Below are 24108 nucleotides of genomic sequence, written 5' to 3'. Positions count from 1 at the left end.
GCCCGACAGCCGACTGGTTTGCCGCGCTGAACTCGGCATTGGCCGTGATCCTGAAAAGCGGGGCGGAAACCATGGTCGTGTCGCTGGGCGTGGATGCTTTCGCAGGCGACCCGATCAGCAAGTTCCAGCTGCAAATGTCGGACTACGCCCGGCTGGGGCAGCGCCTGCGCCAAACCGGCCTGCCCACGCTATTCGTGCTGGAAGGCGGCTATGCCGTGGCCGAGATCGGCCACAACGTGCTGGCCACGCTGCAGGGGTTCGAAGGCTGCTGAACGCCTGGCGTGGATTTGTTTGAGTGACAGCGCAGACGGTGCGCACTGCGCACCCTACGAGGTACGCGGAATGCGTAGGGTGTGCACAATGTGCGCACCATTTCACCGGCCCTGCTTCGGCCATGAAAGCCGGCTTACCCCGGATAACCTTCGGGGTTGCCGCGCTGCCAGTGCCAGGCGTCGGCGCACATTTCCTCAATACCACGCGCAGCTTGCCAGCCCAGAAGCTCGACGGCCATGGCCGGATCGGCATAGCACTGGGCAATGTCGCCCGCGCGGCGCGCCACGATTTCGTAGGGAATGCTGCGCCCCGACGCCTTTTCGAAGGCGCGCACCACATCCAGCACGGAATAGCCGATACCCGTTCCCAGATTCACCGTAAGCACACCGGTCTTACCTGCCAGGTAGTTCAATGCCTTGACGTGGCCGATGGCCAGATCGACGACGTGGATGTAGTCGCGCACACCTGTACCGTCCGGCGTCGGGTAATCACCACCGAAGACAGAAAGCTTCGCGCGCTTGCCCACCGCGACCTGCGAGACGAAAGGCATCAGATTGTTGGGAATGCCGTTCGGATCCTCGCCGATACGCCCCGAGGGATGCGCACCGACCGGGTTGAAATAGCGCAGCAGTGCCACACGCCAGGCTGGATCGGCAGCGGCAAGATCGCTCAGCACGAACTCCATCATCCATTTGGTGCGGCCATAAGGATTGGTCGGACCAGTGGGAAAGTCCTCGCGGATCGGCACGCTGGCCGGGTCGCCATACACTGTAGCCGAGGAGCTGAAGACCAGCGTTTTCACGCCGGCCTCGCTCATCACCTCGGCCAGGGCGACCGTGCCGGCAATGTTGTTCTCGTAGTACATCAGGGGCTTGGCGACGGATTCGCCCACAGCCTTCAATGCAGCGAAGTGGATCACCGCATCGATGGCGTACGCCCTGAACACCTCGCGCATGGCGGCGCGGTCCCGCACGTCCGCCTGGTGGAAGCCGGCCAGCCTGCGGCCGGCCAGTGCCTCGACGCGCCGCAGGGCCTCGGCCTTGCTGTTGCAGAGGTTGTCGACCACCACCACCTCGAAGCCGCTGGCCAGCAGCTCGATGCAGGTGTGGGAGCCGATGTAGCCAGCACCGCCGGTCACGAGCACGCAGGGCATGGTCAGCTCCTCAGGCGTAGGTTTCGCAGTCTGCCAGCGCCAGCCCCTGCCGATCCTTGGCCGAGAGCTGCGGCACGCTGTCGTCCAGCGGCCATGCGACACCGACAGTGGAGTCATTCCAGGCCAGGCAGCGCTCATGCGCCGGCGCGTAGTAGTCGGTGGTCTTGTAAAGGAAATCCGCCGACTCGGAGAGCACCACGAAACCGTGTGCGAAGCCGGCGGGGACCCAGAACTGACGATTGTTTTCAGCGGAGAGCTCGACACCCTGCCATTGGCCGAAAGTGGGCGATGAGCGCCGCATGTCCACCGCCACGTCCCACACCCGCCCACTGACCACGCGGACGAGCTTGCCCTGGGCTTGCTGCAGTTGATAGTGCAGACCGCGCAGCACGCCCCGTGCAGAACGGGAGTGGTTGTCCTGCACGAAATCGAGCTGCAGGCCCGTGGCCTCGCGGAAGGTCTTCTCGTTGTAGCTTTCCATGAAGAAACCGCGCGCGTCACCGAACACCTTCGGCTCCAGGATCAGCAAACCTTCGAGTTCTCCCTTGATGATGTTCATGCACCCACTCCTTGGATCGTTTTGGGGGGCAGGTGATCGTCTGTCGTATCACCTGTCACGTATTTACGGCGCTCAGAATCGCCAGGGTTCGGCCATGCGCGGCAATTGATCGCGCAGGTTGCCGATATGCTCTTCCCACCAGCCGCGGGTGTTGAACCACGGAAAGGCCGTCGGGAAGGCCGGATCATCCCAGCGGCGGGCCAGCCAGGCTGCGTGATGGATCAAACGCAGCGTGCGCAAGGCTTCTATGAGATCCACCTCACGCGGATTGAATTCGCGGAAATCCTCATACCCGGCGACGAGATCGGCGAGTTGCCGCGTCATCTCGCCACGCTCGCCGGAAAGCAGCATCCACAGATCCTGTACCGCCGGACCGGTGCAGGCATCGTCGAAATCGACGAAATGCGGGCCTGCATCGGTCCACATCACATTGCCGGGGTGGCAGTCGCCATGCAAACGCAGACGCGTGATATCGCCGGCACGCTCGAAACAAGCGTGCACGCCCTCCAGTGCGGCACTCACCGCGCCACGATAGGCCTCGCAAAGATCAGATGGCAGATGCGGACTTGCCAGCACGAAAGCGCTGGGCGCCTCGCCCCAGGTTGCCACATCCAGCGTCAGCCGCTCGCGAAACGCTGCCGTGGCGCCTACGGCGTGTATGCGCCCGATGAAACGGCCCAGCCATTCCAGAACCTCGGGATCATTCAGCTCCAGGCTTCGCCCGCCCCGGCGCGGAAACACCGCCACGCGGAAACCTTCGGCATGGGTCAGACTGTCACCGTCAGCACGTAACAGCGGCGGCACGGCCGGGATCTCGGCCTCGGCCAGCGCACGCGTGAAGGCATGCTCCTCACGGATTGCCGCATCGCTCCAGCGATCCGGGCGGTAGAACTTGGCGACGATGAAGCCGCCCTCTTCGAGCCCGGCCTGGTAGACACGATTCTCATAGCTGTTGAGCGCCAGCAGGCGGCCGTCGGTACGCAATCCGGTTGCGTCGATGGCGTCCAGCACGCGATCCGGCGTGAGTGTGGCGAATGGGTGCGGAGCGTCGCTCAATGTGCAATCTCTTCGCAGGCAACCCCGAGTTCGGCCGCAATTGTGGCCAGGCGCCGATCCCTGCTCCAGAGACGCCCTCGGGCGATCAAGGTCGCCGCGAGCAGGTGCGCATCCACGTAGCCGATGCCACGCCCCATGAGCCGGTAACGCTCGATCAGCCCCAGGGTTTCGGTTTCCTGTGCCCGCGTGGCACGCGGCATGGTGCCCAGCAGGCCGAGCACGCGGGTCCGCGTGCTCAGGTTGCCGCAGGCCAGTTCGCCGATCACGAAATCATGAACCAGCACCTGCCCGGCTTCGAGCAGCGCGGCAAGGCGAGGTTCGCCGTTGCGTAAATGATCGATCCAAACCGAAGTATCGACCAGGATCATGCCGGGTCCCCTTGCCGCCGTACCACGTAGGCCGCCTCCGGCTCGGAGGCGCCAAGGGCCGCCAGGCGCCGGGCGCTCTCGCGCTGCACCAGCGCAAGTAATGCCTCACGCAGCAGCGCGCTGCGTTCGCTCAGACCGCTGAGCTGCTCGGCTCTAGTCAGCAATTCATCATCAAGGGTGACAGTGGTACGCATGGAAAATCTCCTCTCGCATCAAATATAGCACCATTTGATGCCCGTTTTGATCAACCGCGCGCATCCCCCCAGCGCAGCACACAACGATCATCTCCCACATACACGGTATTGCCATGCCGGTCCACGCAATAGCGCGCGGAGACGATCATCTCGGAGAATTTCATGCCTTCGCCGATGCGCGTGTATTCGAACAGCACACTGCGCTCCACGGTGGCACCCTTGCGCAGGTGGCTACCATGGCCGATCCAGGTCGGGCCGACGATGGTGGCGCCCTCTTCGATCTTCACGCTGGAGCCGATATAGACCGGACCTTCGACCGTAACCTTGTCCCAGTCGATACGCGTGTTGAGACCGACCCAGACACCGGGGCGCACCTCCTTGCCGGGCATGTCCATCTGCGCCACTTCGCCACGCAGCACGCGCTGCAGCACGGTCCAGTAATCCGTGACACGACCGATGTCGATCCAGTTAAAGAAACGGTTCTGGGCAAAGAAAGGCAGTTGCTTCTCGACCAGCAGGGGGAAGAGCTGGCTGCCGATGTCATAGACCTGACCGGAAGGCACCAAATCGAGCGCTGCGGGCTCGAAGATGTAGATGCCCGTGGAAGCGAGCGTGCTCTTGGCCTCCTCGGGACAGGGTTTTTCCTGGAAGGAGATGATCTTGCCCTGCTCATCGGCCACCACGATGCCGTAGTTCTTCACTTCGGAAAGTGGCACATCCAGCGTCACCACACTGGCGATGGCGCCCTTGTTCCGGTGTTCGTACAGGGCGGCTCCGATGTCCAGATCGATGATCGCATCCCCGCACAGCACCAGGGTGGTGTCATCGAAGAAGCCGGAGTTGTCCTGAATGTGCTTCATGCCACCGGCCGAGCCGATGGGTTTGGGCACGATCTCGCCATGTTCGTAGGCGCCCTCGTAGGAATAACCGATTTCCACGCCCCAGCGATGGCCGTCACCGAAATACTCCTCGATCTTGCGGTGCATGAAAGCCACGTTGATCATGATCTCGCGCACGCCGTGACGTGCCAGGTGCTCGATGATGTATTCGAGTACCGGCTTGCCCAGAATGGGGATCATCGGTTTGGGGATGTCCTTGGTCAGCGGTCGGACGCGGGTGCCCTGCCCCGCTGCGAGAATCATTGCCTTGGCCATTCTGGGTCTCCTGAAATGATCGTTGATTGTGTGACAACGCAGCAGGTGCCGCGTGCGATTACGTCACATGGCACCTGAATGCGTGTGGCTCGACAGATGGCTCACCATGCGGACGTAATCCGCCACGCCCAGGGTCTCGCCGCGCGCTTGAGGATCAATGCCCAGTGCGACGAAATCCTCTTCCTTGAGCCATTCGCGCAAGGTATTGCGCAGGGTCTTGCGACGCTGGCCGAACGCTGCGGTGACGATTCGGCCAAGCAATGCTTCGTCTGTACAGACGCACTCCGCCGCCGGTTTGGGTTGCAAGTAGACGATGGCCGAGGTGACTTTCGGTGCCGGACGGAAAGCGCCGGGCGGCACATCGAACAGACTGGCCATGTTGAAACGGTACTGCAGCATTACCGACAGACGCCCATAGGCCTCGGTGTCCGGCTCGGCCACCATGCGGTCGACGACCTCCTTCTGCAGCATGAAGGTCATGTCGCGAACCTGGTCGGCATAGCCGGCAAGGTGGAAAAGGATGGGGGTGGAGATGTTGTAGGGCAGGTTGCCGACCACGCGCAGTGGCGAACCCAACGTGCCGAAATCGAACTTCAGCGCGTCCCCCTCATGGATGGTCAGATGCGCTGGGTCATGTTTTTCCTTCAGCCGGGCAATCAGATCGCGGTCGATCTCGACCACGTGCAGATGCTCGCTGGCTGCCAGCAAAGGCTCGGTCAGCGCCCCCAGCCCGGGACCGATCTCGACCAGCAGATCCCCCGGGCGCGGCGCGATCGCTGCCACGATTTTGCGGATGATGTTGGCATCGGAAAGAAAATTCTGCCCGAAACGTTTGCGGGCGATATGGCCTTGGGGCATTGGCATCCTTACTGGCTGTGCGCCTTGATCACTTCACGAATCTGCGCGATGGCAGCAAAGCCCGCCTTCTCGCCCCGCAGGATGGCTTCGTGGCGCTGCTGAAAGTTGGCTGCGGGCAATCCGTTGATCTCCGGCCGGATCACCACGTCGGCATCGCGCAGTTCGTAGTTGCCAAGTGTGGCCCCCATGATGGAGACGGTATCAAGCAGCAGGTCGACGCTGCCCTGATTGCGTTTGCCGGAAGGCTTGCCGGAAATATCAACGGCAATCACGATGTCGGCGCCCATCTGGCGGGCAGCACGTACCGGAATCGGGCTGACCAGACCGCCATCCACATATTCCTTGCCCCCGGATCAGCACTGGCGAGAACACACCCGGGATCGAAGAAGAGGCACGCACGGCAGTGCCGGTATTGCCCGTCACAAAGACCGCCGGCTGCCCTTCGGCCAGATCGGTGGCAACCACACCGAACTTGCGCTTGAGCGCTTCGATGGGGCGATTGCCAGTCTGCTGATTGATGAAACGCTCCAGCGCTTCGCCCTTGAGGAAGCCACGATCGAAGACGACCCAGTCGGTCAGCGCGGTTTCGTCGAGCTGGAAGGCCAGCTTCTGCAGGGCGAAAGCATCATTGCCAGCGGCATAGAGCGCGCCGACCACGCTGCCCGCACTAGTCCCCACCACGATGTCGGGCACGATGCCCTGTGTCTCCAGCGCCTTGATCACCCCGATATGGGCGAATCCGCGCGCGGCACCACCGCCCAATGCCAGACCGATTTTCGGAGCCGGACGTGGCACTGGCACGACAGGCTTGGGCAATTCTGCTTCCGGCTGTGTGAATACGGGAACGGGAGAGGGCTGAGGGGGCTGGGCTGCACAGGCCGCGAGCAGGACCAGCGCGCCCAGCCAAAGCGACAAAGACTTCATGAAAGAGAACTGTCCAGATTCGGGTTGGCACGCGTGGCACTCATCCCCAGCGCACAGTGGATGGCGGCTTCAAGACTGCCACCGTCTGCTCTACCGGTGCCGGCAAGATCCAGCGCAGTGCCATGGTCCACCGAGGTGCGAATGATCGGGAGCCCCAGCGTGACGTTGATGCCGCCGCCAAAGGTGGCGAACTTGAGCACGGGCAGCCCCTGGTCGTGGTACATCGCCAGCACCGCATCGCCCCGCGCGAGCTGGCGCGGCGTGAACAAAGTGTCGGCCGGCAGAGGGCCGATCAGGTCCATGCCCTCACGCCGCAATTCGGCCAGTACGGGTTCGATGACCTCGATCTCCTCGCGCCCCATGTGGCCGGCTTCTCCCGCATGCGGATTGAGCCCCGCAACCAGGATACGCGGCAACGGCAGGCCAAACTTGTCACGCAGATCGGCATGCAGGATACGTATCGTGCGAGTCAGCGCTTCGGCAGTCAGCACGGCACTGACGGACTTCAGCGGCAGGTGCGTGGTGGCCAGAGCCACACGCATCCACGGATGGGCGTCACCCATGCCGTATTCGCCAGCCAGCATCATCACCACACGTGGCGTGCCGGTGCGCTCGGCCAGGTATTCGGTATGGCCGGAGAAGACAATCCCGGCATCGTTGATCACGCTCTTCTGCACCGGAGCGGTCACCATCGCCGCGAACTCACCGGAGAGGCAACCATCAATGGCCAGATCCAGCGTTTTCAGAACATAGCCCGCATTGGCGACGGACAGCTGGCCGGGCTGACAGGAGTGAGCCAGCGGTACATGCAGAACGTCCAGCACACCGACCTGCGCAGCATCTCCCGGTAAATAATGCCGCAGGGAGATCGCCGTGCCGGTCATTCTTGCCCGCTCCGCAAGCAAGCCGCGATCTCCGATCAGCACCAGCCTGGCAGGCCACGGACGGCTTGCCAGTTTCGCGCACAACTCAGGGCCAACACCCGCCGGCTCGCCGGTGGTGATCGCCAGAGCGGGAGGTTTCATTCGGGCTTGATCTCGACGTAAGCGGAGTCACGCAATTGCCGCAGCCAATCGTCGAATGCTTCGTCGGCCTTGCGTTCGCGCAATGCATTGCGCGCCTCGAGCTTGCGACGATCCTGGGTCACATCGACCTGCTTGCGTTCGAGCACCTGGATCACGTGCCAACCAAACGGAGACTCCACCACGTCGGATACTTCACCCGGCTTGAGCGCATCCATGGCCCGTTCGAACTCAGGCACCGTTTCGCCCGGAGACAACCAGCCAAGGTCACCGCCCTTGGCCGCAGTGGCATCGCTGGAATGCACTCGCGCCATTTCCGCAAAATCCACACCGTTGCGGATACGGTTCGCGATATCAGCCAGACGCCGCCGGCCTTCCGCAGGATCACGCACATCCGTGGTCCGGATCAGGATGTGCCGTGCATGGGTTTGCGTGATCTCGATCTTGGATGGCGCCAGATCGCGCACATCGACGAACTTGAAGACATGCAGTCCGGCAGCACTACGCAGGATGTTGCTGACGTCTCCCTTCTGCATTTGCGGCAGACGCTCAGCAAAAATGCTGGGCAACCGCTCAAGCGGACGCCAATCGAGCAGGCCGCCGTTCATGGCATCCGGCGAAGCGGAGTAGGCCGCGGCCAAGGCTGCAAAGTCCTCTCCGGCACGAATCCTTCGCTGCAGCTCTTCGGCACGCTGCCCCAGCGCCAGCAACTGCTCAGGGCTGGCGCCCTCCGGCGCACGCAGCAGGATATGCGCCACACGATACTCCCGCCCGCTTAACTGAGGTTGCGCGGCCAGCGTGGCCTCAAGCTCGGCATCGGAGACGGTGATCCGGGCATCGACCTCGCGTTCACGCAGGCGAGCCAACAGGATCTCGGTACGGATGCTCTCCCGGAACTGTGCCCAGGCCAGCCCTTCACTGGCGACCAGGCGGGGCAGCTCCGCCACGGTAGTCTGGTTCTGCTCGGCAATGCGTGCCAATGCTCGATCCAGTGTGGAGTCATCTACCTTGATGCCAAGCTCCTTGGCTTTCTGCAGCTGGATGCGTTCCAGCACCATGTGTTCCAGCACCTGGCTGCGCAGCTGAGCGGGCGGCACCTTCGTCCCCTGTGCCGACAGTTGGCGTTCGGCCTGGGCCAATCGCGAGCTGAGATCGGAGGCCGTCAGCACGTCAGAATTGACCACTGCCGCCACGCGATCAAGTTCCGCAGCCTGCCCGAAAACGGGGAGTGTCAGCCCAATGGCGCAAATGATCTGGAGCAAGCGCTTCATCATAAAAATCATGCTTTCCCAATTGAATTGAAGACCACCCATGGTCAGTCTCCTCCGCTGAAGACGGAGTTGCCGACCCCGGGGTCATTGATCTTGCCGTATCCGCCTACGCTGCGCTTGAGCAAGTCCACTGGATTGGAACCCACGGACGCCAGTCCGTTGAACTCCAGCTGTATATAGAAGGCGTTGTTGCGTTTATCGGTATTGTTGACCAGGGTATGCCAGACCGTGCGCAGCACCCAGCAATCCCCCTTGTATTCCAGCCCGGCAATGGCTTCAGACAGGCGATGGTCACGCAGGTTCAGGTTGTAACGCCCGACGCCATACCACCCCTTCCACAACGGCCACTGCGCCGAAACGTCAAGGTCGCGGTACTGATCACGATAGAAACGGTAACTCACCGAAAACGCCTTGGCGTGATCTGGCTGGTAGCGCATGCCCAGCGTTGCCCGCTCCCAGAGACCGGCGCGATGATCATACTGCGATGCGGTATCCAACCACCATTCGCGGGTCAGTCGCCCGGACAGTCCGCCCAAGATGTGCGCGACGCTGCCACTTCGCTGCGCCTCTCCGGGCAGCAGCACACGCTGATCGGCAAAATAATAACGCTGTGCCAGTGCGCCACGCAGCCATTCTTCTCCAGTCGCATCATCAATCAGGCGGGATTGAAGCCCCGAAGTCAGCTGGTTCGAATCCGCGATGCGGTCCTGACCGACATAACGGTTCTCGGAGAAAATTTGCGAAAAATTGAAGTCCGCAATCGTGGAATCGAATACCGGGATATCAGACTGGTTCCAGTAGGACGAGCGAACGTAGTAAAGGCGCGGCTCCAGCGTCTGGATATGGGGCTTGTCACGATAGGTGACGGGACGCTCGAAAACGAGACCGGAGTCCAGTGAGGCAATCGGAACTCCGCGCTGGATTTCATCCTTTTCGCCGCCATCCCGTCGATCCAACTGATATTGACTCAGATGCACACCGAACTTCGGCGTAAAGAATGCGCCTGCCGACTGCACCGGCAAACTGACCTGCGGGTACAACACGGCGCGTCGGCCTTCGACGCTGGTCGGATGCGAGAAGGCCGTGTATTCCATCGGCAACTGCAGAGACAGCCCGTGGAAATCGGTATTGCGCGCAAGAAGGCTGAGCTGCGGCAAACGATCATAAGGTGCCGTACCCGACAGGACCTGATAACGCTGCATGGTCAGGCCGCCGGACAACCAGGTCCCATTGTTGTAATTCAGCGTGGCCTGCTGGTTCAGCGTCGACTGGGAGGTCGAGGTAATCTTCGAACTCAAGTCGGAAAAATAGGTTTTGTCGGAAACGCGCGTGGCATCGACACTGGCGGTCAGCCCATAACCGAAATCCTGGTCGTGCTGCCAACGCCACAGATCGCGAGAGCGACCTGTCACGCAATCCTGGTTCATGTACTCGCCACGCAGCACACCATGACTGTCTGACGTCAGATAACGGGTCTCGCCCCCAAGCTGTACGCCCCGCTTCGTCATCCAGCGTGGAGCCAACGTTGCATCATAGTTCGGCGCCAGATTGAAGTAATACGGCAGTGAAAGATCTACCCCCGTCAGACTGGTGGTCCCCAGCGTAGGCGGCAGGAAACCGGATTGGCGCCCGCCACTGAGAGGGAATTCGGCCCAGGGGGTGTACAGGATCGGAACGCCCTGGAAGACCAGTGAAGTATCCGTGGCACGGCCCTTGTCCTGGTCAAAATCCAGCTGCAGATCCCGCATGCGCAGATACCAGGAGGGGTCTGGCGCAGGACAGGTGGTGAAGGTGGAATTGCTGAGACGATAGTGGTTCTCGCCTTCGAGATACAGCAGATCTGCCTGTCCGGACCCGGTGACGGTCTCTCCCAGGGTACGCCGCTCCATCCAGGGACGGGAGCTGACCCAGACCTCGCTGCTGACCCGACGCTCGCGTTGCAACAGATACGTGGGTGACTCGACCTCGCCGAACCACGTGTCCAGATTGATCCGCGCGCGCGGCCCCTCAATGGTGTCCGGCCCGCGTCGCAACCGGACATTCCCTTGCGCCAGAGCCTCGTTGCTGATCTGGTCGAAGAACAGGCGATCGCTGTTGAGGATCAATCCGCCGCGCTGCAGACGCACTTCATCCTGCGCGACGATATCGACTTGATTGCGCCCTTCGATTCGCTGGGCTTGGATCACGGTTCCCTGCACCGTGGATTGCTGTACTGCGCCTTCTACCTGCGCCTGCGCCAGAGCAGGCAATGCAGACAGAACCGCCAGACTGGTCAGCCGGACACGCCGGAATGGAGGCGGCAGACTGGACGTCCGGCGTCGAGAGCTTTTGGTATGGGCCATGCCGTGGCAGAAAACCTGTGGGAGCAAGGGCCGAGGCCCGGGTTTGATAAGATTGGCCGCGTATTTTACATGAGCGCCGCGCCTCGCTAACGGAGTCCGTCTTGCAACGTCTGCAACAAATTCACGCCTGGCTGGAAAAGCAGCTTCCCGACCAGAACTTCACGCTTGCGCCCGCTTCGGCAGACGCCAGCTTCCGCCGCTATTTCCGCGCCACGCTTGCCGATGGCAGTACACGCATCATCATGGATGCACCACCCACGCATGAAGACTGCCGCCCTTATCTCAAGGTGGCACACCTGTTCGGCGAGGCAGGAGCGCATGTTCCGCAGGTCTTCGCGGAAGATCTGGAACAAGGCTTCCTATTGCTCTCGGATCTGGGGCATCAGACCTATCTTTCCGCGCTGACCCAGGACAATGCCGATGCCCTGTATGCAGACGCACTGGGCGCTCTAGCAGTGATCCAACGTGCCAGTCGCCCTGACGTACTCCCCGAATATGACCGGGCGCTACTGCTGCGCGAACTGATGCTGTTTCCCGAGTGGTACGTAACTCGCCACAAAGGCATTGCCTTGAACGATGGCGAAACGGCAGAGCTGATGCAGGTATTCGAGCGCATTCTCGCAGTAAACCTGGCTGAGCCAAGGGTCTTCGTTCATCGAGACTACCATTCGCGCAACCTGATGATTTCATCGCCCAATCCGGGAGTGCTGGACTTTCAGGACGCAGTCTACGGCCCCATCACCTACGATCTCACCTCCCTGTTCAAGGACGCCTACATCCACTGGGACGAGGAACGCACACTGGACTGGCTCGTACGCTATTGGGAGATCGGTCGTCAGATTGGTCTCCCGGTACGCGCAGACTTTGCCGAATTCCACCGGGATTACGAATTTATGGCCGCGCAACGTCACATCAAGGTGCTGGGCATCTTTGCCCGCCTCTATCACCGCGACGGCAAGGACGGCTACCTCAAGGACATGCCGCTGGTGATGCGCTACCTGAAGGCCGCCTGCCGCCGCTACTCCGAACTCAGGCCCCTGTTGCGCCTGCTTGACCGACTGGATCCCGAGGAACAACAAGTTGGCTACACATTCTGACCCCCGATTGCTCGACACCGCCCAGCTCGAAGCCGTACTGGCCGAGTTCGCCCGCGTTCGTGACTGGGATCGCCACCATACCCCGCGCAACCTGCTGCTGGCACTGACCGGCGAGGTAGGCGAGCTGGTGGAGATCTTTCAGTGGAAGCCCGATGCACAAGCGGAAGGCATCATGAATACGGACGAAGCAGAGCATGTCCGTCAGGAAGTCGCTGACGTCTTTCTCTACCTGATGCGCCTTGTGATGGTTCTGGGCATTGATCTGGACGACGCGGTGCGCAAGAAAATCGCGCTCAACGCCATCAAGTACCCTCCGAAAACTGAGTGCTAAGTGCCCGCTGAGATGGTGGTGCGCATGACGCATCACTCCGCCGGCAAGGTCGGCGCTAACCTCCGGTCAGCGCTCAGCCCTCGTTACTTGGCAAGCCTCTGCCTGCGTGCCTCGAACAGACAGATGCCCGAAGCCACCGAGACGTTGAGACTCTCCACGGAACCATGCATCGGAATCTTGGCCAGTTCGTCGCAGGTGTCTCGTGTCAGCCGGCGCAAGCCATCGCCTTCGGCCCCCAGGACCCAGGCAGTCGGCCCTTTCTGATCGACCTCGTAGATCGACTTGGTAGCTTCGCCAGCCGCGCCAATGCACCATACGCCGGCATCCTTGAGCTCGCGCAGCGTGCGTGCAAGATTGGTGACGACGATGTAGGGCACGGTATCCGCCGCGCCACTGGCGACCTTGACCGCCGTGGCATTCAGGCCCACGGCACGATCCTTGGGCGCGATCACGGCATGTACACCGGCAGCATCCGCCACGCGCAGACAGGCGCCCAGGTTGTGCGGATCAGTGATGCCGTCGAGCACCAGCAGCAATGCGTTCTCGGTGAGGTCTTCCAGAATGTCGGACAGGTGCAACACCTTCTGGCGCGCATCGATCTTCGCCACCACCCCCTGATGACGATGCGTGCCCGCCATGCCATCCAGGCGCGTGGACTCCGTGGCGATGATGCGCGCGCCCGCAGCTTCGGCCCTGGCGAGCAGATCGCGCGCGCGCGCATCGCTACGCTGCGCGGCAACGTGGATTTCAAGGATGGCCTCCGGGTCGTGCCGCAATTTGGCGGCCACGGCATGAAAACCATGGATGAAACGTGATTCAGCCACGACGGCTTCCTTTCTTCTTGTCATCGGGGGCAGCAGGCTGGCTGCTGCGGGTCTTGCTGGCACGCGTTGCGCCGGGGCGGCTCGCCAGATCGTCCAGAGCCTTGCGGGGCGATGAGCCCGCCGGCAGGCCTGCCAGCTCGCGCCAGCCTGGAGCTTCCCCGGTCTCGGCGTCACGCTGGCGATCACGGGCGGTCTTGCCCGTACGGCGAGTCGCTGGCATGGCGGCATCGATCAGCCGGAAATCGATCTTGCGTGACTCCAGATCGACACGCACGACTTCGACCTCCACACGATCCGACAACCGGAACTGCTGCCCCGTACGCTCACCAACCAGAGCATGGCGCGCTTCGTCGTAGTGGAAATAGTCCGCACCAAGATCCGAGATATGCACCAGCCCTTCGACGAACAATTCATCGAGGGTGACGAAGATACCAAAGGATGTGACAGCCGTGACGCTGCCTGCGTACTGCTCGCCAATGCGATCCTGCATGTAGAAGCACTTGAGCCAGGTCTCCACGTCACGACTGGCTTCGTCGGCGCGGCGCTCGGTCTGCGAACAATGCACCCCGATGTCTTCCCAGATGTCGTTCTTTTCGGCCAGCGCACGCTTGCGTGCCGTCTCCCGCTCGGCGCGCGCAAACGCCTCGGGTGTAGGCTTGCCGCCCTTCTTGCGGCGGGTATCACGCAACAGCTCGACCGGGCCTGTCGATGGCTGATACTTCACGCCGCGAAGTACAGCCTTGATGGCGCGGTGCACCAGCAGGTCAGGATAACGCCGGATCGGCGAGGTGAAGTGCGTATAGGCGTCGAAAGCCAACCCGAAATGGCCGACGTTCTCCGGGCTGTAGACCGCCTGCTGCATGGTGCGCAACATCACCGTCTGGATCAGGCGAGCATCCGGCCGGTCTTTGATCTTGTCGACCACCTTGGCGAAGTCCGCGGCACGTGGCGAGTCGCCACCGCCCAGGCCAAGACCGAACTCCGCAAGGAATTCGCGCAGTTTGCCCAGCTTCTCGGGCGTAGGCGCCTCATGCACGCGGAACAGCGCAGGGTGCTTGTTCTTCTGCAGGTATTCGGAAGCGCAGACGTTGGCTGCGAGCATGCATTCCTCGATCAGGCGATGCGCGTCATTGCGCGATTCCGGCACGATGCGCTCGATCTTGCCCTGCTCGTCGAAGATCATCTTGGTCTCGACCGTCTCGAACTCGATGGCACCACGCTTGGCACGCGCCTTGAGCAGGATGCGGAAAAGCACATCGAGCGTTTCCAGGTGCGGCAGCAACGGCGCGTGCTCGGCACGCAAAGCCTCGTCACGCTGACCGGCCTCATCGCCGTACAGCATGGCGGCGACCTTGGTATAGGTCAGCCGTGCATGCGAGAACATCACCGCAGGATAGAAACGATAAGCCTTGATCACACCGCTGGCGTTGATCGACATGTCGCACACCATGCACAAGCGCTCGACCTCGGGATTCAGCGAACACAGGCCATTGGAAAGCTTCTCCGGCAGCATGGGAATCACGCGACGCGGGAAATACACGGAATTCCCGCGTGCCAGCCCTTCCACGTCGAGCGCGGAGCCTGGCGTCACGTAATGGCTCACATCAGCAATCGCGACCAACAGGCGGTAGCCACGCCCTTGCTTCTCGCAATACACGGCGTCATCGAAATCCTTGGCAGTCTCACCATCAATGGTCACCAGCGGCAAGTGGCGGATATCCTCGCGCGCACCGCCTTCCCACTGCCAGTCCTTCTTGCGCACGGCGGCAGGAAGTTTCTTCGCCTCGGCCTTCACCTCGTCTGAGAATTCGAAGGGCAGATCATGCTTGCGCAAGGCAATCTCGATCTCCATGCCATCGTCTGCATAGTTGCCCAGGGTCTCGACGATCTGGCCGATAGGCTGGCTGTACTGGCTGGGTTGCTGCAGCAGGTCGACACTGACCACCTGGCCCGCCCTGGGCTTCTGCTTGCCGCCGGGTGCCAGCAGGATGCCCTGGCTGATACGCCGGTTCTCAGCGATCACATAGGCCACCCCGGCCTCCACGGCAACCCGTCCGACCACGCGCTCATTCGCACGCTCCAGTACCTCGATGATCTTGGCTTCCCGTCGGCCACGCTGATCAGCTCCGATCACGCGCACCAGCACGCGATCACCATGCAACACCTCACGCATGGCACGTGGCCCCAGAAAGAGATCCTCACCACCATCGTCCGGCACGAGAAAACCAAAACCATCGGGGTGCCCTTCAACCCGACCACGGATCAGGTCTGCCTTGTCCGGCAGGATGTAGGCCCCCCGCCGGTTGCGCATCAGCTGGCCCGCGCGCTCCATGGCGCCCAGGCGCCGCGTAAAAGCTTCCTGTTCATCAGCCCGGATGGCTAGCAGTTCAGCCAAAGCCTCTACAGGCATCGGCGCACGAGCGTCACCCAGCAACTGCTGAATGTATTCACGCGAAGGCAGGGGAAATTCGTATCTCTCTGCCTCTCGGGCGTAGAAGGGATCTGCGGCGCGAATGCGCGCCAGGCGGGGTTTCTTGTTCGTTTTCATTTATTCTTGTTGTCCAGTTGACTCGTTGGAATTGTTCCCTATAATGCCGTTCTTCGCTGCTCTCGCGGCGGATTGCCCAGGTGGCGAAATTGGTAGACGCGCTAGTTTCAGGTACTAGTGCCGCAAGGTGTGGAGGTTCGAGTCCTCTCCTGGGCACCAAATTCGCACAGAAAGCCAGCTCAACGAGCTGGCTTTTTTGTTTTCTGATCTTCCTTCGTTCAAACGCATCCAATCAATCATTCGTACATTGCCGGGCAAGCGGCAGTTCTCGGAAACTGAAAGGCCGGCAGCACGCCGGCCTTTTTGTTTTACATCAGGCAGAGAATGGATGCTGCCTGAGAATGGTTTCATCCCGCTCGGGGCCGGTAGAAACGATGGCAATCGGCACGCCGCAGACCTCTTCGAGGCGCTTCAGATAGTTCTGCGCAGCGGCCGGCAGGTCTTCCCAGCGCTTGACCCGGAAGGTGGTCTCCGTCCAGCCCGGCAGGGTTTCATAGACAGGCTCGCAGGCAGCAACCTCGTCCGCCCCAATAGGCAGCAGATCGACGTGCTTGCCATGCAGCGTATAGCCCGTACAGATATTCAGCTCAGCCAGGCCATCCAGGACGTCCAGCTTCGTAATGCACAGCCCGGTCAGCCCGTTGATACGCGCCGAACGACGCAACGCAGCCGCATCGAACCAACCACAACGACGCTTGCGCCCGGTGACGGTACCGAACTCTCGTCCGACCGTGGACATTTGCTCCCCCGGCGTACCCTTGGTTTCGATATCCAGTTCGCTCGGGAAGGGACCGCCGCCGACGCGGGTGCAGTAGGCCTTGGTGATACCCAGCACATAGTGCAGCATGCCCGGCCCGACTCCCGAACCTGCAGCGGCCTGCCCAGCCACGCAGTTGGAGGACGTCACGAACGGATAGGTTCCATGGTCGATATCCAGCAGCGTGCCTTGGGCTCCTTCAAACAGCAGGTTCTGGCCCGCAGCGTTGGCAGCGTAGAGATCGTCGGAAATATCGGATACCAGGGGGCGGATCGCCTCGGCATCCTTCATCGCCTGATCGAATACGGTCTGGAAATCCACCGCTTCGGCGCCCAGATATTCGGTCAGCACGAAGTTGTGATAATCCAGCACCTCGCGCAACTTGACAGCAAAACGCTCAGGGTTGAACAAGTCATACACGCGCAGCGCACGGCGTGCGACCTTGTCGGCATAACTCGGACCAATCCCTTTGCCGGTGGTGCCGATCTTGTCGCAGGCGGCCTTCTTCGCCTCGCGCGCCTTGTCCAGCGCGGAATGGAACGGCAGGATCAGGGGGCACCCCGGGCTCACCTTCAGACGGGAGCGGACCTCGATGCCATCCGCTTCCAGCGTGGCGATCTCGCCAAGGAGGTGATGAATGTCCAGCACCACGCCATTGCCGATGTAGCACTGCACACCTTCGCGCACGATGCCGGAAGGCACCAGATTGAGCTTGTATTCCTTTTCGCCGATGACTAGCGTATGCCCGGCATTATGCCCGCCCTGGAAACGCACCACGCCCTGCGCGTGATCGGTCAGCCAGTCGACGATCTTGCCTTTGCCTTCGTCACCCCACTGGGTTCCGACCACCACCACATTCTTTGCCATTGCTTCTTCCCTCAGTCCTGCAGGGGCACAACGCCCCAGGCGTTATCCTGCTTGATGATCTGCCGGTCACACCCGGCTTCACGCCAGCAACCCCGATGCCCGGGCAAAGCCAGCATGACGACCTCCCCTGCAGCACGCAGGGCAGCGATGCAATCCTGCAGCGCAGGATCCTCTTCCTGAGGCGCAAGGATCGCGCCAGCCTCGCCGGCAGTCACGCTCAGCGCTGCCAGCTCCCGTAGATCCAGGCTGAAACCTGTGGCCGGACGGGGGCGCCCGAACGCCGCGCCGACCGCGTCATAGCGCCCACCCAGCGCCAGCGCAGTCGGGGAATTGCCGCAGTAGGCCGCAAACATCAGTCCAGAGTGATAGTGATAGCCGCGCAAGTCTGCCAGGTCAAAACTCAAAGGCTGCTCGCCCAGATGCTTGGCCAGATGCAGCATCTGGTCGAGCGCCTCGCGTACACCAGCCACATCGGGCAGCAGACTACGCGCACGCACCAGCACATTGGCATTACCGTACAGCTCGGGCAGGATCATCAGCGCCGAACGCGCAGGCTCTGCCAAGCCAGCCACAAAATCCTTCAGCGCGGGCACATCCTTGGCCTGCAGGATGCGAAACAGGGTGCGCTCGGCTTCGCCTCCCAGTCCGGCCATTGCGCTGAGCGCCCGGAAAATGCCGACGTGCCCAACATCGATACGGCTACTGCGCGTACCTGCAAGCTGCAGCGTCCGTGCCAGCAAGCGCAGCACTTCCACATCGGCTTCGATACCCGCATGCCCGTAGAGCTCGGCGCCAACCTGCAAAGGCTCGCGCGATGCGCTCATGCTGCGCGGCTCGACGTGAACCACAGGCCCGCAATAGCACAGACGCGTCACGCCACTGCGATTGAGAAGGTGAGCATCGATGCGTGTGACCTGAGGCGTTGTATCTGCACGCAAGGCCATGGTGCGCCCGCTGTACTGATCGACGAACTTGTACATGGCATCCGCCATGTCCGCGCCAGTGCCGGAAGCCAGCGAATCCAGGAACTCCACGCTGGGCGGAATCACCAGTTGGTAGCCGTGCAGCCGGAACTCGTCCAGCAGAAGACGACGCAAGCGCTCGATGCGGGCCGCAGACTGTGGCAACACATCTTCGAAATGTTCGGGCAGGGCCCAGCGTGGCAATGCCATGGACGTCAAATCACTTGAACAGAATGAACAGCACGCAGCCCAGCAGCAGGGAGGTCAGCCCGACAAAGCGCAGTTGACCATCCGTAAAGCGGGTGATGCGGGTAAAGGTGTCGCGCCAGAATCCTGGCGCGACAAGCGGAAGAATGCCTTCAAGCACCAGCATCAGCGCCAGTGCGGCAAGGAAGTCCTGCAGCATCTTACTTGTTGCCGCTGTTCTTCAGATACTTGAAGAAATCAGACGAAGGGTCGACCACCAGCATGTCACTCTTGCTGTTGAAGGTCTGCTTGTAGGCTTCCATGCTGCGCCAGAAGCGGAAGAACTCCGGGCTGCGGCCAAAAGCCTCTGCATAGATTGCAGCAGCCTTGGCATCGCCTTCGCCCTTGATCACCTGTGCATCGCGATAGGCCTCGGCAACGATGACCTCACGCCGGCGGTCGGCCTCAGCTCGGATCTGCTCTGCTTCGGCACCACCGGTCGCACGCAGTTCATTCGCCACACGCTTGCGTTCGGCTTCCATGCGGCCATACACAGAATCACTCACGGCGCTGGGCAGCTCCACACGCTTGACGCGCACATCGACGATCTGCACACCATAGCGCACGGCATCCTGGGCGGAACGCTCCCGCACCACTTCCATCATGCGCTGGCGCTCACCCGAGATCACTTCGTGCATCTGACGCTTACCAAACTCTTCACGCATCACCGCGTTCACCGTCTGGCTCAGACGGTTACGGGCACGCGGCTCATCCATGCCGAAGGCACGGTAATACACGGACGGATCCCCGATGCGCCAACGGGTGAAGGAGTCCACCAGCACGTTCTTCTTCTCTGCGGTCTGGAAAAGCTCGGAATCCGGCGAATCCAGCGTAAGGATGCGTGCATCGTAATACTGCACGTTCTGGATCATCGGCAACTTAAAATAGAGACCGGCTTCAGTCACCGGACGCTTGATCTCGCCCAACTGGAAAACCAGCGCATAACGGCGCTGATCGACCGTGAACAGCGACATCGACAACACCGCCACGGCGAGCAGGATCCCACCGAAAAATACGGGCAGGCGTGCATTCATCATCGTTCTCCCCTCTCGCGGCTACGCAATACATCGCGGGTGCGCAGGTCCAGCTCGGCGCGTCCCTGCTGTTGCGGCGCGGCGACCGGCGCCGCCGGCGCGGACGGCGTCTGTGCGACAGCCGTGGGCTGCCCACTGGCGGCTTGGCCCCCCTGCAGCAGTTTGTCCAACGGCAGGTAGAGTAGATTGCCATTGCCACAGGTATCGACCATCAGCTTGGTCGTACTGGCAAAAACCTGCTCCATGGCATCGATGTACAGGCGGTTACGCGTAACTTCCGGCGCCTTCGCATACTCAGTGAACAACTGCTTGAAGCGACTGGCATCACCATCGGCACGTGCAATCAGCGAAGCTGAATAGGCCTGAGCCTCTTCACGCAAACGTGCCGCCGTCCCTTCGGCCTTCGGCACCACTTCATTGAAGTAAGCCTGGCCTTCGTTCTTCAGGCGCTCGCGGTCCTGACTGGCCTTCACCGCGTCTTCGAACGCCGCCTGCACCTGTTGCGGTGGCTGCGCGTTTTGCAGGGTCACCCGGTTGACGAGAATGCCGCTGTTCTCGAAACCATTGATCTTGTAGCTGTCGAGAATACGCTGAATCAGCACCTGCACGTCGGTCGCAACCGTTTCGCGACCTTCATAGAGCACGAAATCCATCTTGCTCTTGCCGACGACCTCGCGCATGGCGGATTCCGCCACCTGCTTGACCATTACGTCCGGATCCTTGTTGGTGAACAAGAAGGCTTCGGGACTGTTGAGGTTGTACTGCACGGCAAACTGGATGTTCACAATGTTTTCATCATCAGTGAGCATCAGGGATTCATGCAGATTGGTTGCCCGATCACCACTGCGGAAGCCGACCTCCACGTTGCGTACGCGTGTGGTATCCACCACTTCGTGGCTCTCGAAGGGATAAGGCAGACGCCAGCGCAAGCCTTCACCCGTCACTTCCTGGAACTTGCCAAAACGCATCACCACGCCACGCTGACTGGCGTCGACAATGTAGAAACCGCTGGCCAGCCACAGCACGAGCACAGCGACTACGATCAGCGCCAGCCCACCGCCGAGTTGGCGCGAGGACACCGGCGGCTGGCCGCCAACGTTGTTGCCGTTACCGCCACCATTGCCACCGCCACGCTTGCCGAACATGCCGCCAAGCCGGCTGTTGAAATCCCGCCAGATATCGTCGAGATCAGGTGGCCCCTGCTCTGGATTGCGGCGATCGTCGTTGGGGCGATCGTCTGGGTCCTTGTTGCCCCAGCGTGGATCATTGATTGACATGAGAACTCCGGTGATCATGAGGATACTCGGTGCCTAGACATCAGAAGGGGGTTCCGCGTTCGCTGCGGAAGCGGGATATAGCGTATTGGCCAAGGCCTGCCGCAGCAAGCCGAGCCCGGCACCCGTCCGGGCGCTGAGCAAAACGCGTTCGATTTTACCATAGGCGTCAAGCTCGATCGCCGGCTCGCCATGGGTCAGGTCAAGCTTGTTCCACACCAGGATCTGGGACACATCCCCTGCACCGATCTCGGCCAATACCGCATTGACGACCTCGATCTGCGCCTCGCGATCCGGCGAAGCCGCATCCACCACGTGCAACAGTAGATCCGCCTGCGCCGTTTCCTCCAACGTGGCGTGAAAGGCCTCAACCAGAGAATGCGGCAACTCGCGGATGAACCCCACCGTATCGGAAAGCACAACCCCAGCACCCGCCTCGCCTAGATAGACACGCCTCGACGTGGTATCCAGCGTGGCGAACAGTTGGTCAGCAGCATAGGCCCCAGCCTTGGTCACCGCATTGAACAGCGTGGACTTGCCCGCATTGGTATAGCCGACCAGCGACACCGTCGGTACATCGCGGCGCTCGCGGCCACGCCGCCGGACCTGACGCTGACGTTCAAGCAATCGCAACCGCTCCTTGAGCAACTTCACACGCTTGCCCAGCAGGCGGCGATCGGTCTCCAGCTGTGTTTCCCCGGGGCCACGCAGCCCGATGCCCCCCTTTTGCCGTTCCAAGTGGGTCCAGCCACGGATCAGGCGTGTGGATAGATGCTCAAGCTGAGCCAGCTCCACCTGCAGCTTGCCTTCGTGGCTTTTCGCTCGAAGCGCGAAGATATCCAGGATCAGCGCCGTACAGTCTATCACCCGGCGAGCCAGCGCGCGCTCGAGATTCCGCTGCTGAGCCGCGCTCAGTTCATGATTGAAGATGATGATGTCGGCCTGTTGCAGACCAGCCAGCTCGCCGATTTCGGCAACCTTGCCCGAACCTGCGAACAAGGCAGGATCCGGCGCTCGCCGCGGCCCGTAGACTTCGCCCACGATCTCGGCCCCCGCAGACTCTGCCAGAAGACGCAGTTCCGACAGCCGCTCCGACAATCCCGGCTGACCGAAATCAAGCTGAACGAGGATGGCGCGATTGGCTTCCGCGCTAGGGCGATCAAACATGCGGACGGACGAGCAAAAGCTCGTGGGTGATCAAGATCGGCCCACGAACCGGATACAAACGGAAGAAGAAACGGTTTTCCGCAATCACCCGCGACGCGGGCCCTGCGGCCCGCGCTGACGAACCTGGCAACTCAGTCCTTGGGAGCAGCGGCAGGCTCTGCCGGATTTTCATGCGGGATGGAAACCGCACGCGCAGGCACGACAGTGGAGATGGCGTGCTTGTACACCATCTGGGTGACAGTATTCTTCAGCAGTACGACGTACTGATCGAAAGATTCGACATGGCCTTGCAGCTTGATGCCATTGACCAAGTAGATGGAAACCGGGATGTGTTCGCGACGCAGGGTGTTCAAAAAAGGGTCCTGCAGCATCTGGCCTTTGTTGCTCATGGTATGGCCCTCTGGGTGTTGTTATGGGGGTTGATGGTAACGCCTCAGGCGTGCCTGCGACCAGTCCAGTCACTGGTCGGCTAGACAGGGTATCAGTCTTTGTCCTTGTCCGCATAGGGGTTGTGTGCCGACCGGAACTCAATGCGCAAAGGCGTTCCCTGCAGCTTGAAAGTATCCACGAAGGCGCGTTCGAGATAGCGTCGATAGGCTTCAGGCACATGATCGAGCGCATTGCCGTGGACCACTACCACCGGTGGATTCTGCCCTCCTTGGTGGGCATAGCGCATCTTGGGTCTGAACACGCCATGCCGTGGTGGCGCCTGCTTGCTCACCGCGAGCTGCAGTGCACGCGTCAAACGCGGGGTAGGCAACTTGGCCATGGCTGCGGCATAGGCCAGATCCACCGATTTGAGCAGCGCGCCAACTCCGACCGACTTCAGCGCGGAGATGTAATGATGGCGCGCGAATCCAAGGAAATAGAGCTTGCGTTCAATCTCCGCACGCACGCGTTCGCGGCGATAGTCGTCAACACTGTCCCATTTGTTGATCGCCAGTACCAGCGCGCGGCCAGCATCGAGCACGAACCCGGCAATGTGCGCATCCTGATCCGAAATGTCCTGGCTCGCATCCAGGACCATCACGACCACATTCGCCTCTTCCACCGCCTGCAGCGTCTTGATGACCGAGAATTTCTCGATCGCCTCGAACACCTTGCCACGGCGACGCAGCCCGGCCGTATCGATCAAGGTATAAGCTCGTCCATTGCGCTCGAACGGGATCGCAATGGCATCCCGCGTCGTACCCGGCATATCGAAGGCAATCACGCGATCTTCGCCCAGCAAAGCGTTGATCAGCGTGGATTTTCCTACATTGGGACGCCCCACGATGGCTACGCGTGGGCCACGCTCGGCCCCCTCATCCTCTTCGGCCGCAGCGGGGAAAGACTCCAGCACCAGATCGACGAGCTGACGCACGCCCTCGCCATGCGCGGCAGAGATCACATAGGGCGTACCGAATCCCAGCTCGTGAAATTCCGCCGAGAAGGTGTCGCGATTGACGCCTTCACCCTTGTTGACCACCAGAAACACTGGTCGGCCAGCACGACGCAAGGTATCGGCAATCTGCTTGTCGTGCGGTGTCAGACCGACACGCCCATCGACAATGAACAGCAACGCATCGCCTTCCGCAATGGCGGCTTCGGCCTGGCGAGCCATCTCAGCCACCACGCCCTCTTTTGCCAGTGGCTCGAAGCCTCCGGTATCGACGACGAAGTAATCACGCGAACCGACACGGCCGATGCCATAGTGGCGGTCCCGCGTCAGCCCCGGCATGTCCGCCACGAGCGCATCGCGGGTCCGGGTCAATCGGTTGAATAGAGTGGATTTACCGACATTGGGTCGGCCCACCAGCACCAGCGTAGGTTTCACCTGGTTGCTTT

Annotated in this window: 24 protein-coding genes, 1 tRNA gene and 1 pseudogene; 4 read left to right on the top strand and 22 right to left on the bottom strand. The window is 61.4% G+C overall.

What is annotated here, in order from left to right; translation table 11 throughout:
* Positions 1-272, top strand: a pseudogene (locus BGI27_RS00695) (histone deacetylase family protein); the annotation flags it as partial.
* A gap of 134 nt (positions 273-406) precedes the next feature.
* Here the strand turns inward: BGI27_RS00695 and galE are convergent.
* The 12 genes from galE to BGI27_RS00640 form a co-directional block, all read right to left on the bottom strand.
* The gene (galE, locus tag BGI27_RS00690) at positions 407-1426 is read right to left on the bottom strand and encodes a UDP-glucose 4-epimerase GalE (RefSeq protein ID WP_095523005.1); all 1020 of its coding nucleotides are present in this window, start codon (positions 1424-1426) and stop codon (positions 407-409) included.
* A 10-nt stretch (positions 1427-1436) separates the two neighbouring features.
* Complete coding sequence (gene rfbC / locus BGI27_RS00685) at positions 1437-1985, bottom strand: dTDP-4-dehydrorhamnose 3,5-epimerase (protein WP_095523004.1); 549 nt, start codon at positions 1983-1985, stop codon at positions 1437-1439.
* 72 nt (positions 1986-2057) lie between these two features.
* Positions 2058-3041 carry a serine/threonine protein kinase gene (locus BGI27_RS00680; protein WP_095523003.1) on the bottom strand — a complete coding sequence of 328 codons (984 nt, stop codon included), beginning with the start codon at positions 3039-3041 and terminating at the stop codon, positions 2058-2060.
* The gene (locus BGI27_RS00675) at positions 3038-3409 is read right to left on the bottom strand and encodes a type II toxin-antitoxin system VapC family toxin (RefSeq protein WP_095523002.1); all 372 of its coding nucleotides are present in this window, start codon (positions 3407-3409) and stop codon (positions 3038-3040) included. The genes BGI27_RS00680 and BGI27_RS00675 overlap by 4 nt, the downstream gene beginning before the upstream one ends.
* On the bottom strand, positions 3406-3603 hold the full coding sequence (locus BGI27_RS00670; protein ID WP_095523001.1) for a type II toxin-antitoxin system VapB family antitoxin: 198 nt from the start codon (positions 3601-3603) through the stop codon (positions 3406-3408). The genes BGI27_RS00675 and BGI27_RS00670 overlap by 4 nt, the downstream gene beginning before the upstream one ends.
* 50 nt (positions 3604-3653) lie before the next feature.
* Positions 3654-4757 (bottom strand): nucleotidyltransferase family protein, encoded by a 1104-nt coding sequence (locus BGI27_RS00665; protein WP_095523000.1) that lies wholly within the window; start codon positions 4755-4757, stop codon positions 3654-3656.
* 63 nt (positions 4758-4820) lie between these two features.
* Positions 4821-5615: a 16S rRNA (adenine(1518)-N(6)/adenine(1519)-N(6))-dimethyltransferase RsmA gene (gene rsmA / locus BGI27_RS00660; protein ID WP_095522999.1), complete on the bottom strand. Its 795-nt coding sequence runs from the start codon at positions 5613-5615 to the stop codon at positions 4821-4823.
* Between the two features lie 8 nt (positions 5616-5623).
* Complete coding sequence (locus BGI27_RS17770) at positions 5624-5887, bottom strand: hypothetical protein (RefSeq protein WP_223871503.1); 264 nt, start codon at positions 5885-5887, stop codon at positions 5624-5626.
* Complete coding sequence (locus tag BGI27_RS00655) at positions 5874-6539, bottom strand: patatin-like phospholipase family protein (RefSeq protein ID WP_223871502.1); 666 nt, start codon at positions 6537-6539, stop codon at positions 5874-5876. Before BGI27_RS00655 ends, BGI27_RS17770 begins: the two co-directional genes overlap by 14 nt.
* Positions 6536-7564: a 4-hydroxythreonine-4-phosphate dehydrogenase PdxA gene (gene pdxA, locus BGI27_RS00650; protein WP_095522998.1), complete on the bottom strand. Its 1029-nt coding sequence runs from the start codon at positions 7562-7564 to the stop codon at positions 6536-6538. The genes BGI27_RS00655 and pdxA overlap by 4 nt, the downstream gene beginning before the upstream one ends.
* Positions 7561-8832 (bottom strand): peptidylprolyl isomerase, encoded by a 1272-nt coding sequence (locus BGI27_RS00645; RefSeq protein WP_095523016.1) that lies wholly within the window; start codon positions 8830-8832, stop codon positions 7561-7563. The genes pdxA and BGI27_RS00645 overlap by 4 nt, the downstream gene beginning before the upstream one ends.
* Before the next feature lie 44 nt (positions 8833-8876).
* Positions 8877-11174: an LPS-assembly protein LptD gene (locus BGI27_RS00640; protein WP_095522997.1), complete on the bottom strand. Its 2298-nt coding sequence runs from the start codon at positions 11172-11174 to the stop codon at positions 8877-8879.
* A gap of 101 nt (positions 11175-11275) precedes the next feature.
* Between BGI27_RS00640 and BGI27_RS00635 the strand changes: the two genes are divergently transcribed.
* Together BGI27_RS00635 and BGI27_RS00630 are read left to right on the top strand one after the other, a co-directional pair.
* A complete protein-coding gene (locus tag BGI27_RS00635; protein ID WP_095522996.1) occupies positions 11276-12271 on the top strand; it encodes an aminoglycoside phosphotransferase family protein in 996 nt (331 codons plus the stop codon).
* Positions 12255-12602: a nucleotide pyrophosphohydrolase gene (locus BGI27_RS00630; RefSeq protein ID WP_095522995.1), complete on the top strand. Its 348-nt coding sequence runs from the start codon at positions 12255-12257 to the stop codon at positions 12600-12602. The genes BGI27_RS00635 and BGI27_RS00630 overlap by 17 nt, the downstream gene beginning before the upstream one ends.
* Before the next feature lie 83 nt (positions 12603-12685).
* On the opposite strand, the gene rlmB is transcribed toward BGI27_RS00630, so the two are convergent.
* Both rlmB and rnr read right to left on the bottom strand, forming a co-directional pair.
* Positions 12686-13426, bottom strand: a complete 741-nt coding sequence (gene rlmB, locus BGI27_RS00625) for a 23S rRNA (guanosine(2251)-2'-O)-methyltransferase RlmB (protein ID WP_223871501.1) — start codon at positions 13424-13426, stop codon at positions 12686-12688.
* A complete protein-coding gene (rnr, locus tag BGI27_RS00620; protein WP_095522993.1) occupies positions 13419-15974 on the bottom strand; it encodes a ribonuclease R in 2556 nt (851 codons plus the stop codon). Before rnr ends, rlmB begins: the two co-directional genes overlap by 8 nt.
* Before the next feature lie 74 nt (positions 15975-16048).
* Between rnr and BGI27_RS00615 the strand changes: the two genes are divergently transcribed.
* A tRNA-Leu gene (locus BGI27_RS00615) sits at positions 16049-16133 on the top strand.
* Positions 16134-16287: 154 nt separating this feature from the next.
* On the opposite strand, the gene BGI27_RS00610 is transcribed toward BGI27_RS00615, so the two are convergent.
* The 8 genes from BGI27_RS00610 to der all read right to left on the bottom strand — a co-directional run bounded on the left by BGI27_RS00610 (position 16288) and on the right by der (position 24097).
* Complete coding sequence (locus tag BGI27_RS00610; protein ID WP_095522992.1) at positions 16288-17598, bottom strand: adenylosuccinate synthase; 1311 nt, start codon at positions 17596-17598, stop codon at positions 16288-16290.
* A gap of 11 nt (positions 17599-17609) precedes the next feature.
* Positions 17610-18770 (bottom strand): ATP phosphoribosyltransferase regulatory subunit, encoded by a 1161-nt coding sequence (locus tag BGI27_RS00605; RefSeq protein ID WP_095522991.1) that lies wholly within the window; start codon positions 18768-18770, stop codon positions 17610-17612.
* 10 nt (positions 18771-18780) lie between these two features.
* Positions 18781-18966 carry a DUF2065 domain-containing protein gene (locus tag BGI27_RS00600; RefSeq protein ID WP_095522990.1) on the bottom strand — a complete coding sequence of 62 codons (186 nt, stop codon included), beginning with the start codon at positions 18964-18966 and terminating at the stop codon, positions 18781-18783.
* Between the two features lies 1 nt (position 18967).
* A complete protein-coding gene (gene hflC, locus BGI27_RS00595) occupies positions 18968-19840 on the bottom strand; it encodes a protease modulator HflC (RefSeq protein ID WP_095522989.1) in 873 nt (290 codons plus the stop codon).
* On the bottom strand, positions 19840-21117 hold the full coding sequence (gene hflK / locus BGI27_RS00590) for an FtsH protease activity modulator HflK (protein ID WP_095522988.1): 1278 nt from the start codon (positions 21115-21117) through the stop codon (positions 19840-19842). Before hflK ends, hflC begins: the two co-directional genes overlap by 1 nt.
* Before the next feature lie 33 nt (positions 21118-21150).
* A complete protein-coding gene (gene hflX / locus BGI27_RS00585) occupies positions 21151-22281 on the bottom strand; it encodes a GTPase HflX (protein ID WP_095522987.1) in 1131 nt (376 codons plus the stop codon).
* A gap of 131 nt (positions 22282-22412) precedes the next feature.
* Complete coding sequence (gene hfq / locus BGI27_RS00580; protein WP_095522986.1) at positions 22413-22670, bottom strand: RNA chaperone Hfq; 258 nt, start codon at positions 22668-22670, stop codon at positions 22413-22415.
* Between the two features lie 92 nt (positions 22671-22762).
* Complete coding sequence (gene der, locus BGI27_RS00575; protein WP_095522985.1) at positions 22763-24097, bottom strand: ribosome biogenesis GTPase Der; 1335 nt, start codon at positions 24095-24097, stop codon at positions 22763-22765.
* Positions 24098-24108: the final 11 nt, after the last annotated feature.

The organism is Candidatus Dactylopiibacterium carminicum, from assembly GCF_014736495.1.
GTDB lineage: Bacteria > Pseudomonadota > Gammaproteobacteria > Burkholderiales > Rhodocyclaceae > Uliginosibacterium > Uliginosibacterium carminicum.
The sequence above is the reverse complement of the archived record's forward strand: the minus strand, read 5'-3'. Positions and strand labels throughout refer to the sequence as shown.